This window comes from Streptomyces sp. NPDC052043 (genome assembly GCF_044548235.1).
In the GTDB taxonomy this organism is placed as follows: Bacteria; Actinomycetota; Actinomycetes; order Streptomycetales; family Streptomycetaceae; genus Streptomyces.
Map to the genome: position 1 here is coordinate 68,065 of NZ_JBIUBT010000010.1, position 12,591 is coordinate 80,655.

General features: G+C 72.4%; 13 protein-coding genes. 5 read left to right on the forward strand and 8 right to left on the reverse strand.

The genetic code is table 11. From position 1 onward, the window contains the following. Positions 1-43 precede the first annotated feature (43 nt). Positions 44-1,069, reverse strand: coding sequence for a LacI family DNA-binding transcriptional regulator (locus ACIHCX_RS24375; RefSeq protein ID WP_400032850.1), 1,026 nt, complete (start codon positions 1,067-1,069; stop codon positions 44-46). 131 nt (positions 1,070-1,200) lie between these two features. Between ACIHCX_RS24375 and ACIHCX_RS24380 the strand changes: the two genes are divergently transcribed. The 4 genes from ACIHCX_RS24380 to ACIHCX_RS24395 are packed head-to-tail and all read left to right on the forward strand — an operon-like array spanning position 1,201 to position 6,697. Next, positions 1,201-2,511 carry an ABC transporter substrate-binding protein gene (locus ACIHCX_RS24380; RefSeq protein WP_400032852.1) on the forward strand — a complete coding sequence of 437 codons (1,311 nt, stop codon included), beginning with the start codon at positions 1,201-1,203 and terminating at the stop codon, positions 2,509-2,511. Continuing rightward, positions 2,508-3,404, forward strand: coding sequence for a carbohydrate ABC transporter permease (locus ACIHCX_RS24385; protein WP_400032854.1), 897 nt, complete (start codon positions 2,508-2,510; stop codon positions 3,402-3,404). The genes ACIHCX_RS24380 and ACIHCX_RS24385 overlap by 4 nt, the downstream gene beginning before the upstream one ends. Before the next feature lie 4 nt (positions 3,405-3,408). Next, the gene (locus ACIHCX_RS24390; protein ID WP_400032856.1) at positions 3,409-4,314 is read left to right on the forward strand and encodes a carbohydrate ABC transporter permease; all 906 of its coding nucleotides are present in this window, start codon (positions 3,409-3,411) and stop codon (positions 4,312-4,314) included. Positions 4,315-4,372: 58 nt separating this feature from the next. Then, the gene (locus ACIHCX_RS24395) at positions 4,373-6,697 is read left to right on the forward strand and encodes a glycoside hydrolase family 3 N-terminal domain-containing protein (protein WP_400032858.1); all 2,325 of its coding nucleotides are present in this window, start codon (positions 4,373-4,375) and stop codon (positions 6,695-6,697) included. Positions 6,698-7,095: 398 nt separating this feature from the next. Here the strand turns inward: ACIHCX_RS24395 and ACIHCX_RS24400 are convergent, their stop codons facing one another. Genes ACIHCX_RS24400 through tsaB form a run of 4 tightly spaced genes read right to left on the reverse strand, consistent with a single transcriptional unit; the run spans position 7,096 to position 9,650 of the window. Further along, positions 7,096-7,362: a hypothetical protein gene (locus ACIHCX_RS24400; protein ID WP_400032860.1), complete on the reverse strand. Its 267-nt coding sequence runs from the start codon at positions 7,360-7,362 to the stop codon at positions 7,096-7,098. Beyond that, positions 7,359-8,477 (reverse strand): tRNA (adenosine(37)-N6)-threonylcarbamoyltransferase complex transferase subunit TsaD, encoded by a 1,119-nt coding sequence (tsaD, locus tag ACIHCX_RS24405; protein WP_400032862.1) that lies wholly within the window; start codon positions 8,475-8,477, stop codon positions 7,359-7,361. The genes ACIHCX_RS24400 and tsaD overlap by 4 nt, the downstream gene beginning before the upstream one ends. Continuing rightward, positions 8,470-9,000: a ribosomal protein S18-alanine N-acetyltransferase gene (gene rimI / locus ACIHCX_RS24410; protein WP_400032864.1), complete on the reverse strand. Its 531-nt coding sequence runs from the start codon at positions 8,998-9,000 to the stop codon at positions 8,470-8,472. The genes tsaD and rimI overlap by 8 nt, the downstream gene beginning before the upstream one ends. Continuing rightward, positions 8,997-9,650: a tRNA (adenosine(37)-N6)-threonylcarbamoyltransferase complex dimerization subunit type 1 TsaB gene (gene tsaB / locus ACIHCX_RS24415; RefSeq protein WP_400032866.1), complete on the reverse strand. Its 654-nt coding sequence runs from the start codon at positions 9,648-9,650 to the stop codon at positions 8,997-8,999. Before tsaB ends, rimI begins: the two co-directional genes overlap by 4 nt. Before the next feature lie 112 nt (positions 9,651-9,762). On the opposite strand from tsaB, the gene ACIHCX_RS24420 reads away from it, so the two are divergent. Next, on the forward strand, positions 9,763-10,320 hold the full coding sequence (locus ACIHCX_RS24420; protein ID WP_400032868.1) for a hypothetical protein: 558 nt from the start codon (positions 9,763-9,765) through the stop codon (positions 10,318-10,320). 136 nt (positions 10,321-10,456) lie between these two features. Here ACIHCX_RS24420 and ACIHCX_RS24425 read toward each other — a convergent pair whose 3' ends face one another. The 3 genes from ACIHCX_RS24425 to ACIHCX_RS24435 all read right to left on the reverse strand — a co-directional run bounded on the left by ACIHCX_RS24425 (position 10,457) and on the right by ACIHCX_RS24435 (position 12,529). Continuing rightward, on the reverse strand, positions 10,457-10,648 hold the full coding sequence (locus ACIHCX_RS24425) for a hypothetical protein (protein WP_400033299.1): 192 nt from the start codon (positions 10,646-10,648) through the stop codon (positions 10,457-10,459). Positions 10,649-10,785: 137 nt separating this feature from the next. Next, a complete protein-coding gene (tsaE, locus tag ACIHCX_RS24430) occupies positions 10,786-11,307 on the reverse strand; it encodes a tRNA (adenosine(37)-N6)-threonylcarbamoyltransferase complex ATPase subunit type 1 TsaE (protein ID WP_400032870.1) in 522 nt (173 codons plus the stop codon). Next, positions 11,273-12,529, reverse strand: coding sequence for an alpha/beta fold hydrolase (locus ACIHCX_RS24435; RefSeq protein WP_400032872.1), 1,257 nt, complete (start codon positions 12,527-12,529; stop codon positions 11,273-11,275). Before ACIHCX_RS24435 ends, tsaE begins: the two co-directional genes overlap by 35 nt. Positions 12,530-12,591 lie beyond the last annotated feature (62 nt).

A 12,591-nucleotide genomic window follows, 5' to 3' on the forward strand; every position in this document is an offset into this window, starting at 1 on the left:
TTCGGAAAATCTCATCTTCTTTGAAACTTTCGGCACTTGGGCCTCACTTCGCGGGCGGCGCCGTGCTGCTGCGCACCACCAGGGTCGTGGCCAGCTCCACCCGGGTCGCCACCGACGCCTCCTCGCGCCCGAGGTCCAGCACCAGCTTCGCCGCCGCCTCCGCCATCTCCGTCAGCGGCTGGCGCACGGTCGTCAGCGGCGGCCCGACCCAGTGCGCCACCGGCAGGTCGTCGAAGCCGACCACGCTCAGATCCTCCGGGACGCGCAGGCCCAGTTCGCGTGCCGCCTCGTACACCCCGAGCGCCTGGAGGTCGTTGCCCGCGAACACGGCGGTCGGCCGGTCCTCACGGCGCAGCAGCTTCAGGCCCAGCCGGTAGCCGGCCTCGTGGTGGAAGTCGCCGGTCACGATCAGCGAGGGGTCCACCGGAAGTCCGGCCGTCTCCAGCGCGGCCCGGTAGCCGTCGACCCGGGCGCGGCTGCACATCATCCGGGACGGCCCGCTGATCGCGCCGATGCGGGTGTGCCCGAGTTCCACCAGATGCCGGGTGGCGGCCAGCCCGCCCTGCCAGTTGGTGGCGCCGATCGAGGGCACGTCGGCGCCCGGGTCACCGGCCGGGTCCATCACCACGAACGGGATGGAGCGGCTGGTCAGCAGCGCCCGCTGGGACTCGTCGAGCCCGGACAGTACGAGGATCACCCCGTGCGGGCGGCGGGCGGCGACCTGGTCGGCCCAGGTCCGCCCGGGGGTCAGCCGGCCCGCGCTCTCGGAGAGCACGACGCTCAGCCCCGCGTCCCGCGCCGCGTTCTCCACGCCCCGGATGACCTCCATCGCCCAGGCGCTCTCCAGCTCGTGGAAGACCACGTCGATCAGCGGCGAGCGGGTCGCCTCCGCCCGCCTTCGCCGGTAGCCGTGAGCGCGCAGCAGCTCCTCGACCCGAGAACGGGTGGTCGGGGCGACATCGGCACGGCCGTTGAGAACCTTCGAAACAGTCGGAGCCGACACCCCGGCCTCGCGGGCGATCTCGGCGAGCGTGGCAGTCTGCGTTGCTGCGGTCTTCGTCGGCTTCATGGCGGCGATCGTATCTCTGCGCGACCTCTTGACGAACCCCCTCCCCGGCCATAAGTTCCCGGAACATTCGAAGTACCACACGAAACATTCGGACATTCGGACACACGACATTCGTGAGAGGTGCCGTCAACATGGAGTCCTACAGCAGGCGCTGGTTCCTCGGCGCCGGCGCCACCACCCTCATCTCCGCCGCAGGACTCACCGCCTGCGGTTCAGGCAAAGGCTCCGGCAGCTCGGGCGACACGCTCACGGCGATCGTGTACGGCGACGACGAGGCGAAGCTGCAGGCCACGGCCGTCAAGCGGTTCAACGCCTCGGCCGAGGCCAAGAAGGCGAAGGGCACGGTCAAGCTGGAGAAGGTGCCGGCCTCGGACTACCCGGCCAAGCTGCGCACCGCGATGGGCTCGCCCCACGCCCCGGACATCTTCTTCAACTGGGGCGGCGGCTCCATCAAGGCGTACAAGGACGCCGGTCAGCTGATCGACCTCACCGACCTCATCGAGTCCGACGCGGTCCTCAAGGACGGCTTCCTGCCCTCCGTGCTCGCGGCCGGCGCGCTCAGCGGCCGCAACTACGGCATACCGATGCGCGGTATGCAGCCGGTGATGGTCTTCTACAACAAGACCCTCTTCGCCCAGCACAAGCTCCAGCCGCCCACCACCTGGAACCAGCTGCTCGACATCAACGCCAAGCTGAAGAAGGCGAACATCACCCCGTTCGCACTCGGCGGCGCCGACATCTGGCCCGAGCTGATGTGGCTCGAGTACCTCGTCGACCGCATCGGCGGCCCCGACGTCTTCGAGAAGATCAAGAACGGCGACTCCGCCGGCTGGGGCGACCCGGCCGTCCTCAAGGCCGCCGAGACGGTCAAGCAGCTCGTCGACGACGGCGCCTTCGGCAAGGGCTACAACTCGGTGGCGTACAACGACCACGGCGCGCCCGCGCTCCTCGCCAAGGGCAAGGCGGCCATGCACCTGATGGGCTCGTGGGAGTACTCCACGCAGCTCGGCGTGTTCCCGGACTTCGCCAAGAAGGACCTGGGCTGGTTCGCGTTCCCGGAGTACGAGGGCGGCGCCGGCGACATCCGCAACGTCGTCGGCAACCCGACCAACTACTGGTCGGTGAACTCCCGTACGTCCAACAAGGACGCGGCGATGGCCTTCCTGCGGACGTGCGCCTCCGAGGAGTACGCCAAGGAGCTGATCGCCAACGGCAGCATCCCGACCACGTCCAACGCGGCCAACCTGCTGGACGCCTCCCCCAACCCCGAGTTCGCCAAGTTCCAGTACCAGATGGTGCAGCAGGCGCCCGCCTTCACCCTGAGCTGGGACCAGGCGGTCGACCCGAACATCTCCACGCCGATGCTCACCGAGATCAACAAGCTGTTCGTGGGCAAGTCGAGCCCGAGCCAGTTCGTATCCGCGCTCCAGGGGCTGAAGTGAGCTTGACGGTCTCCACCCGGACGAAGGGCAGGCCCGGGAAGGGCGTGCGGGCCGGTCGCCCGCACGCCGCCTGGGCCCTGCCCGGCGTTCTGTTCTTCGCCTTCTTCGCCGTCGCCCCGATGGCCCTGGCCTTCTACCTGTCCTTCACCAAGTGGAACGGCCTGGGCGACCCCGAACCGGTGGGCCTGGACAACTGGCAGAAACTGCTGCACGACCCGCGCCTGACCCAGTCGCTGACGGTGACCGTGCTGCTCACCGTCGTCAGCTGGACCTTCCAGACGGTGATCTCGCTGCTGCTGGGCGTGTGGGCGGCGGGCCACCAGCGCAACCGGGCGGTGCTGTCGGCGATCTTCTTCACGCCATTCCTGCTGTCCTCGACGGCGATCGCGCTGCTGTTCTACGCCCTGCTCAACCCGAACTTCGGCATCATCCACGCGGACACGTTCGGCTCGACGTCCGGCGCCTTCCTCGCGATCGTCTTCGTCGGCGGCTGGCAGTTCATCCCCTTCCACACCCTGATCTACCAGGGCGGGGCCCGACAGATCCCCGAGGTCCTCTACCAGGCCGCGGCCATCGACGGCGCCGGCCGCTACCGCCAGTTCTTCTCGATCACCCTGCCCCAGCTGCGCAACACGGCGACCACGTCCAGCGTGCTGATGATCGTCGGCTCGCTCACGTACTTCGAGACCGTCCTGATCCTGACCCAGGGCGGCCCGGGCACGGACACCGCGATCCTGCCGTACCTGATGTACGAGGCGGGCTTCAAGAGCTACGACTTCGGCTACGCGAGCGCCGTCGCGTCCTTCCTCGTCGTGGCCGCCACCGCGCTGTCGCTGCTGCTGGTCCGGCTGACCGGCTTCGGCGCCATGCGCAGTACCAGGGAAGGAATGTGACGAGGTGTCACACGACACGCTGCCGCGCCCTCCGATGCGGAGCACCCGGACGCCGGTGACCTCGGGCCCCGCGCACCGGCGCCACCGCCACTGGACGAGGCGTCCCAACCCGCTGGCCGGCCTCGGCTCGATCGTCTGGCTGATCGTCGTGATCGTCCCGATCTACGCGATGATCGCGACGTCGCTGACCCACCAGGACGAGAGCCTGGGCGGCAGCGCCCTCGACCCGCCCAGGCACCCCACCCTGGAGAACTACAACACCGTCCTGCACAACGGCTTCGGCCACCTCCTCGCCAACACGATGATCGCCGCGGCGGCGGTCGTGGCCATCGTCCTCGTGCTGTGCGTCCCGCTCGCCTACGTGGCCGTCCGCACCCGCAGCTTCTGGTCGGGGGCGGCCTTCCGGCTGTTCCTGCTCGGGGTCGCGATCCCGGCCCAGGCGGTCGTCGTCCCGCTCTACCTGATGATCGCGAAGCTGGACCTCTACGACAGCCTGCTCGCGGTCATCCTGCCGACGGCGGCGTTCGCGATGCCGGTCTCGACGCTCATCCTCACCGGCACCCTGCGGGACATCTCCGAGGAGATGTACGAGGCGATGGCCCTGGACGGTGCCTCCCCCACGCGGATGCTGTTCCAGCTGGTCATCCCGATGTCCAAGGGCGGCATCAGCACGGTCGTCGTCTTCTCGGCCCTCCAGGCCTGGAACGGCTTCCTCTTCCCGCTGATCTTCACCCAGTCCGACGGCCCGCGCGTGCTGACCCTCGGCCTGTTCAACTACGTCAGCGAGTTCGGCGTGAACATCCCCGCCCTGCTCGCCTCCGTCGTCCTCTCCGGCATCCCGATCTTCGCCGTCTACCTGGTGGCCCGGCGTGCCCTCGTGGGCGGCCTGATGGGCGTGGGCGGCAAGTGACCGTGGCCGGACCGGGGCGGCCGAATCCCCCCTCTGCAACAGACCCGACAGGAGTTTCATGACCACCGCCCCCTGGCGCGACCCCGCCCTGCCGGCCGCCACCCGCGTCGACGACCTGCTCTCCCGGATGACCCTCGAGGAGAAGGTCGCCCAGCTGTACGGCGTGTGGGTGGGTGCCGCGACGGACGGCGGCGGTGTCGCTCCGCACCAGGAGCAGATGAACACGGACTACGACTGGGACGAGCTGATCACCCTCGGCCTGGGCCAGCTCACCCGCTCCTTCGGTACCGCCCCCGTGGACCCGACGCTGGGCGCGCAGGCACTGGCCCGCGCCCAGCGCCGGATCACGGAGGCCGGCCGCTTCGGCATCCCCGCGGTCGCCCACGAGGAGTGCCTGGCGGGCTTCACGGCCTGGGGCGCGACCGCCTACCCGGTCCCGCTGGCATGGGGCGCCACGTTCGATCCCGCGCTGGTGGAGGAGATGGCCGGCCGTATCGGCCGGGACATGCGCGCGGTGGGCGTGCACCAGGGGCTCGCGCCCGTCCTGGACGTGGTCCGCGACCTGCGCTGGGGCCGGGTCGAGGAGACCATCGGCGAGGACCCGTACCTGGTCGGCACGGTCAGCAGCGCCTACGTGCGGGGCCTGGAGTCGGCGGGCATCGTGTCCACCCTGAAGCACTTCGCCGGGTACGCCTCCTCGTCGGGCGCCCGCAACCTGGCCCCGGTCCGGGCCGGCACCCGGGAGTTCGCGGACGTCACGCTCCCGCCCTTCGAGATGGCGCTGCGCGAGGGCGGCGCGCGCTCGGTGATGGCCGCGTACACGGAGACGGACGGCGTCCCGGCCTCCGCGGACCCGTACCTGCTCACCGAACTCCTGCGCGATCAGTGGGGCTTCACCGGAACGGTGGTCTCCGACTACTTCGCCCTGGACTTCCTGCAGACCCTGCACCGGGTCGCCGGCACCCCCACCGAGTCCGCGCACCTGGCCCTGGCCGCCGGGATCGACGTCGAACTGCCGACGCTGAAGTGCTACGGCAAGGAGCTGGTGGCGGCGGTACGGGAAGGCGCGGTCGCCCCGTCGCTGGTGGACCGTGCGGCCCGCCGCGTACTGCTCCAGAAGTGCGAACTGGGCCTGCTGGACGAGGACTGGGCCGCGGACGCCCCGCCCGAGTCCGTCGACCTGGACTCGGCGGGGAACCGGGCCGTGGCCCGCCGCGTGGCCGAGGAGTCGGTGGTGCTGCTGACCAACCCGGACGGCCTGCTGCCGCTGGCGCCGGAGACCCGGATCGCGGTGGTCGGCCCGCGGGCGGCGGACGCCCTGGCGATGCTGGGCTGCTACTCCTTCCCCTCCCACGTGGGCACGCAGCACCCCGAGGTGCCCATGGGCATCGAGATCCCCACCGTGCTGGACTCCCTGCGCGGCGAACTGCCCGACGCGAAGGTGACGTTCACGGAGGGCTGCGGCGTCTTGGAGCCGGACACCTCCGGCTTCGAGGAGGCAGTCGCCAGGGCGCGGGAGGCGGACGTGTGCGTGGCCGTCCTCGGCGACCGCTCGGGCCTGTTCGGCCGGGGCACGTCGGGCGAGGGCTGCGACGTGGCGGACCTCGCCCTGCCCGGCGTGCAGGGCGCGCTGCTGGACGCGCTGGTGGAGACGGGCGTCCCCGTCGTCCTCGTCCTGCTCACCGGCCGCCCCTACGCGCTCGGCCGCTGGGACGGCCGGCTCGGCGCGGCCGTCCAGGCGTTCTTCCCGGGCGAGGAGGGCGGCCCGGCGGTCGCGGGCGTCCTGTCGGGCCGCGTGAACCCCTCGGGCCGGCTGCCGGTGAGCGTGCCGCGCGGGCCCGGCGGCCAGCCGTGGACGTACCTCCAGCCGCCGCTGGGCCTGGCGGGCGAGGTGAGCAGCCTCGACCCGACCCCGCTGTACCCGTTCGGACACGGGGTGTCCTACACGACGTTCGCGTGGTCGGACTTCCAGGGCAACGATGTCATCGGGACCGGCGCGGAGATCGGCACGGACGGCTCGTACGACGTGTCGCTCACCGTGCGCAACACCGGTGACCGGGCCGGGGCGGAGGTCGTGCAGCTGTACCTGCACGACCCGGTGGCCTCGGTGACCCGCCCGGACGTCCGCCTGGTCGGCTACCAGCGGCTGGAGCTGGACCCCGGCGAGTCCCGCCGGGTGACCTTCCGCTTCCACGCCGACCTGTCGGCGTTCACCGACCGCACGGGCCGGCGGGTGGTGGAGCCGGGCGCCCTGGAACTGCGGCTGGCCGCCTCGTCGTCGGACGTCCGCCACACGGCGCACCTGACCCTGACGGGTCCGGTGCGCGAAGTGGGCACGGAGCGCCGCCTGCACTGCGAGACGGACGTCTCGCCGACGCCCTGACCCACCCCTGGGGGCAGCCGCCCCCCGGACCCCCGCTTCGGCCTGAACGGCCTCGTCCTCCATCGCCGGACGGGCTGAAAAACCAGCCCACCCGGCGATGGAGACGGGCAGGGGAAGCGGGGGTGCAGGGACCAGAGCCCCCGCCGGGGCCGGGGGCGGGGCCCCGGGGGTGGGACCTCTCAGCCCACCGAGACGGGTGGGTGGGCGAGACCGTAACGAAAAACCCCGCCCCGGACGAACCGGAGGCGGGGTTTCATCGAGCGCCGGGCAGGCCTTGCACCTGCATTTCCCCGCAGGAAGCGGGGCGTCTTTCCTTGGACCACCAACGCACTGCTCGCGGGCCTTTGTTGGCCGCTTGCGTGTCATGATCATAGCCCACCGGGAGGGCAGCAGGCCAATCAGCCGCCCTGGCCCCCGCCGACCGACTCGAACCGCCACCGATGCACGGCCCGCGTGACCAACTCACCCTCCGGCTCGGGAAGTTCCGGCAGGGCGGCGGTGAACTCCGCGTCCCACCAGGTGATGACCAGGACCCGGTCCTGCGGGGCACGGAAGGTCTCCCGTCGCAGGGGCGGCGGCACGAGCTCCTTCCGCCGCGCCCAGGCGAGGAGTTCCTCCCCCCGGCCCGCGGCCGCCCGCGCCTCCCACATCAGCGCCACCGTCACGGGTACAGGTTCTCCTTGCTGACCTCGTGCACATGGTCGTGCGTGTGCCCGGTGCCGTGCCCGGTGCCCGGCACATGCGGATCCGTCACGGGCAGGGACGAGTCCGCCGACAGGTCCCAGTCGGAGGCCGCACGGCCCCGGCTGACCATCTCCGCGCCCAGCGCAGCCACCATCGCGCCGTTGTCCGTGCACAGCTTGGGCCGGGGCACCCGCAGCCGGATCCCGGCCGCCTCGCACCGCTCCTGCGCCAGGACCCGCAGCCGCGAGTTCGCGGCCACGCCGCCGCCGATCATCAGGTGGTCGACGCCCGCGTCCTTGCAGGCCCGTACGGCCTTGCGGGTCAGCACGTCCACCACCGCCTCCTGGAAGGACGCGGCCACGTCACGCACCGGCACCTCCTCGCCGGCCGCCCGCTTGGCCTCGATCCAGCGGGCCACCGCCGTCTTCAGACCGGAGAAGGAGAAGTCGTAGGCGGGGTCGCGCGGACCGGTCAGCCCGCGCGGGAAGGCGATCGCCCCCGGGTCGCCCTCCCGCGCGTACCGGTCGATGACCGGCCCGCCCGGGAAGCCCAGGTCCAGCACGCGCGCGATCTTGTCGAAGGCCTCGCCCGCCGCGTCGTCGATCGTCGCCCCCATGGGCCGTACGTCCGCGGTGATGTCCGTGGACAGCAACAGCGAGGAGTGCCCGCCGGACACCAGCAGCGCCATCGTGGGCTCCGGCAGCGGGCCGTGCTCCAACTGGTCCACGCAGATGTGCGAGGCGAGGTGGTTGACGCCGTACAGCGGCTTGCCCAGGGCGTAGGCGTACGCCTTGGCCGCCGAGACGCCGACGAGCAGGGCGCCGGCCAGACCGGGTCCCGCGGTGACCGCGATGCCGTCCAGGTCACGGGCGCTGACCCCCGCCTCCTTCAGCGCGCGCTCGATGGTCGGCACCATCGCCTCCAGATGGGCCCGGGACGCCACCTCCGGGACGACCCCGCCGAACCGCGCGTGCTCGTCCACGCTGGAGGCGACCGCGTCGGCCAGCAGGGTGGTGCCGCGGACGATGCCGACGCCGGTCTCGTCGCAGGAGGTCTCGATGCCGAGGACGAGCGGCTCGTCCCTCAAGTCAGTCATGGATCTCGGTTCCTTGTACACCGTTGACGGAGGTTGCCGGGTCGGACAGGCGCATCACCACGGCGTCCACGTTCCCCGGCTGGTAGTAGCCGCGCCGGAAGCCGATGGGCTCGAAGCCGAAGCGCTCGTAGAGCTTCTGCGCGCGGACGTTGTCCACGCGGCACTCGAGCATCACCTCCGCGCACTCGAAGGCGGTCGCGGCCCGCAGCAGCTCGGTCAGCAGCCGGGCGCCGAGCCCGGTGCCCCAGTGGTCGCGGGCGACGGCGATGGTCTGCACGTCGCCCTGCCCGCCGGAGGCGACCAGTCCGGCGTACCCGACGAGCCGGCCGTCCTCCTCGGCCACCAGGTAGCGCCGGGTCGCCTCCGGGCCCCTGGAGTGCGCCAGCTCGGACCAGAACATGCCCCGGGACCAGGCGTCCTCGGGGAACAGGTCCTTCTCCAGTTCCAGCACCGGGTCGATGTCCCACCAGCGCATCTCGCGCAGCACGCACCGGGCGGACCCGGTCGTCGTCTGTCCCGTCACTTCGGGGTGACCACCTTGTAGTTCTTGGGCACCTGGGCGTCCGGCCTGCGCAGGTACAGCGGCCGGGGCGCGGGCAGTTCCTGCCCGGCGGCCAGCCGCTCGGCGGCCAGTGAGGCGAGGGCGGCGGCCGACACGTGCTCGGGCTCGTGCGCCTGCGGGAAGGTCTCGGGGTACAGCAGCGCGCCCGCGCCGACCGCGGGCAGCCCCCTGACCCGGTCGGCGATGTCGGCGGGCCGGTCCACGGCCGGGTCGGTGACCCGGGTGCGCGAGTCGGTGTAGCGGGCCCAGTAGACCTCCTTGCGGCGGGCGTCGGTCGCCACGACGAAGGGGCCGGGGAGGTCGGCCGCGTAGGCGAGGCCGTCGAGCGTGCAGACGCCGTACACGGGCACGCCGAGGGCGAGTCCGAGGGTGTCGGCGGTCATCAGGCCGACACGCAGGCCGGTGTACGGGCCGGGCCCGACGCCGGCGACGACGCCCGTGACGGCGTCCAGCTTGAGCCCGGCCTCGGCGAGCACCCGGTCGACGGCCGGCAGCAGGAGCTCTCCGTGCCGGCGCGCGTCCACCTGGCTGGAGGAGGCGATGACGGCCGTGCCGTCGTGCAGGGCGACGGTGACGGCGGGGGTGGCGGTATCCAGAGCGAGCAAGAGCACGCAAACAGCCTACGGCTCCCGCGCCCGCGGCACGGCCGCCCCGGTCGGGCGGATCGCGGCTGCTACGGTCGCCGCGAGGCAGCTCGCACGACCGAGGCGGAGGTGGACGACCGTGGCACGGAGCAGTTCGGGGTTCGTGGCCGGGCTCACCGCCGCGGCCGTCGTCGTGGTCGGCTTCCTCGGCCACGAGGCGCAGGCGAACGCTCCGCGGAGCCTGAGCGGCCGGCCCGGCCCGACGGCGACGCACGCGGCGGGCGCCTCCAAGGCACCCCGGGACGAGCGGCACGCGGCCGCCCTGCCCGACGGCTCCGGGACCGGCGAGCGGGTCGTGTACTCGCTGGACGACGACCGGGTGTGGCTGGTCGGCGCGGACGGGACGGTCCAGAACACCTTCGGGGTCAGCCCCGGCAACGTCGACCCGGCGCCGGGGACCTACGCGGTCGCGTCCCGTTCGAAGTCGATCACCGGGACGGACGGCGTCCCGGTGGAGCACGTCGTGCGTTTCACCAGCGCGGACGGTGTGGCCGTCGGCTTCAGCGCGGCGGTGCACGGCTCCTTGCCGACGCCCGACCCGGCGCTCAAAACCGGCGGCATCCGTGAGTCCCGGACGGACGGCGAGACGATGTGGATGTTCGCGACGATCGGCCAGAAGGTCGTCGTCATTCGCTAGGGCCTGTCACGACCAGCCACCGGATCAGAGCCTCCACCGGAGCGCGCCTGCCGCCGGTTCGGACCCTCCGCGAGCGCGCGGTGCCCGCCGGGCGCGCCGCCGCCGGAGCCCGTCGGCCGACAGTCATCCGATCGGGTTACGCCGCTTCACGGGTCTCCTCCGCCGTGCGGGGACCGGCCGGCTCGGCCGGGTCCGGGGCGCGCGGCGGCAGGGAGACCGCGTCGGCGGCGGCGCAGGAGGCCAGCAGGTCCCGCATGGACACACCGCCCGCCGGATACGGCCGCGGTTTCGGCTGGTGCCGCCGCTGCTGCCGCTCGTTGTTCTCCATGGCCGACACGGACGCCTCCTGGGGGCCGGGGGCGGACGTGGTTAGGCACGCCTAACCACGAACTGAACACCATGTGACCACGCCCGGAGCACGCGCGCAAGGATTTACCGACGACCTGTCGGAAAGTCCGGCGGCGCTCAGGCGGTCAGAACGCCCAGGTCGGCGGTGGCCCAGCGGTCCCCGATCCCCGTCACCGTCACGTGCCGCACCTCGTCGGTGGTGTCCCCGACGGCCCGGTGGATCAGGACCTGGAGCCGCTCGTCGGTCAGTTCCTCGACCTTGCCCTCGCCCCACTCCACGACGACCACCGAGTCGGGCAGCGACACGTCGAGGTCGAGGTCCTCCATCTCGTCCAGCCCGCCGGACAGCCGGTAGGCGTCGACGTGGACGAGCGGCGGCCCGTCGCCCAGCGACGGGTGCACACGGGCGATCACGAAGGTCGGGGAGGTGACGGCGCCGCGCACGTCCAGCCCCTCGCCGAGGCCGCGGGTCAGCGTGGTCTTGCCCGCCCCCAGCTCCCCGCTGAGCATCACGAGGTCGCCCGCGCGCAGCAGCTTGGCCAGACGGCGGCCCAGCTCGCGCATCTGCTCGGGGGCGTTGACGGTGATCTCCACGGACCCGGGGTCAGCCGGGCTGTGCGGTGCTGCTGGTGCTTCCATGGTCCCCCACGGTAGTGCCTGCCGGGACGGCACCCGCGCGGGCGAGCAGGTCGGCGAGGCGGTCCGTGACGACCTCCGGACGCTCCAGGATCACCAGGTGCCCGGCGTCCGGGACCAGGACCAGCTCCGCGTCGGGGAGCAGTCCTGCGATGGCCTCGCTGTGCTCGCTGGGCGTGACCAGGTCCTGCACCCCGGCCAGGACCAGCACGGGCATGTCCGCGAAGAGGGCGAGGGCCTCGGTCTTGTCGTGGTCGGTGAAGGCCGGGTAGAACTCGGCGACCACGTCGATCGGCGTGCTCTCGATCATCCGCTCGGCGAAGCGGGCGACCGCCGGGTCGATGTCCCGGCCGGCGAACGAGTACCGCTTGATGATGCCGGCGAACAGGTCCGCGGTGGCCCGCCGTCCCCTCTCCACCAGCTCGGCGCGCTGCCCTAGCGCCTTGAGCACGCCGGGGAGCACCCGGCGCACCGCGTTGACGCCGGCCACCGGCAGTCCGAAGTTGACCTCGCCGAGCCGCCCGGAGGAGGTGCCCACGAAGGCGGTGGCGACGACCCGCTCGCGGATCAGCTCGGGATACTGGTCGGCCAGCGCCATCATCGTCATGCCGCCCATGGAGTGCCCGACCAGCACGATCGGCCCCTCGGGCGCGGCGGCGTCGATGACGGCCTTCAGGTCGCGGCCGAGCTGGTCGATGGTCAGTTCCACGCCGTCGCGGGCCTGGGCCATGCCGCGCGCGGACCGGCCGTGGCTGCGCTGGTCCCAGTGCACGGTGCGGACGACGCCGCGCAGGGCGGCGCGCTGGAAGTGCCAGGAGTCCTGGCCGAGGCAGTAGCCGTGGCTGAAGACGACGGTGACGGGGGCGGGGGCCTTGCGGCCGAAGAGCCGCCGGCGGCGTGGGCCGAGGTTCGCGGTGGAGTCGGGGTCGATGTCGTCGACCTCGTAGTGGAGCTCGGTGCCGTCGTCGGCCAGGGCCTTGCCGGGTGTGCCGCGCAGGGCGCCGTAGGGGCCCACCGAGTCCAGGGCGAGCCGGGCCCTGCGCCGTATCCCGCGGCCGACGGTCATCCGCTCGATGGCGACCCCGGCGGCGGCGCCCGCCGCCACCACGCCTATCGCGGCGCCCGCGATGCCGGTCGCCCGCCGCCAGCCGCCGGCCGCCTCCGCGGCAGAGGCGACGGCCGCCGTGGCGGCTCTCGCGACGCCCCCCGCACTGCTCTCGCTCACGTACCGCTCCTCTGTTGCCGTCCTGCTGCCGTACTGCTGTTCGCTTCCGTGGCCGGCACCGG

Coding starts and splice junctions, on each gene's coding strand:
- ACIHCX_RS24380 (WP_400032852.1), top strand. CDS start 1,201: ATGGAGTCCTACAGCAGGCGCTGGTTCCTCGGCGCCGGCGCCACCACC.
- ACIHCX_RS24375 (WP_400032850.1), bottom strand. CDS start 1,069: ATGAAGCCGACGAAGACCGCAGCAACGCAGACTGCCACGCTCGCCGAG.
- tsaD (WP_400032862.1), bottom strand. CDS start 8,477: ATGACTGACTTGAGGGACGAGCCGCTCGTCCTCGGCATCGAGACCTCC.
- tsaE (WP_400032870.1), bottom strand. CDS start 11,307: ATGGAAGCACCAGCAGCACCGCACAGCCCGGCTGACCCCGGGTCCGTG.
- ACIHCX_RS24425 (WP_400033299.1), bottom strand. CDS start 10,648: ATGGAGAACAACGAGCGGCAGCAGCGGCGGCACCAGCCGAAACCGCGG.
- ACIHCX_RS24395 (WP_400032858.1), top strand. CDS start 4,373: ATGACCACCGCCCCCTGGCGCGACCCCGCCCTGCCGGCCGCCACCCGC.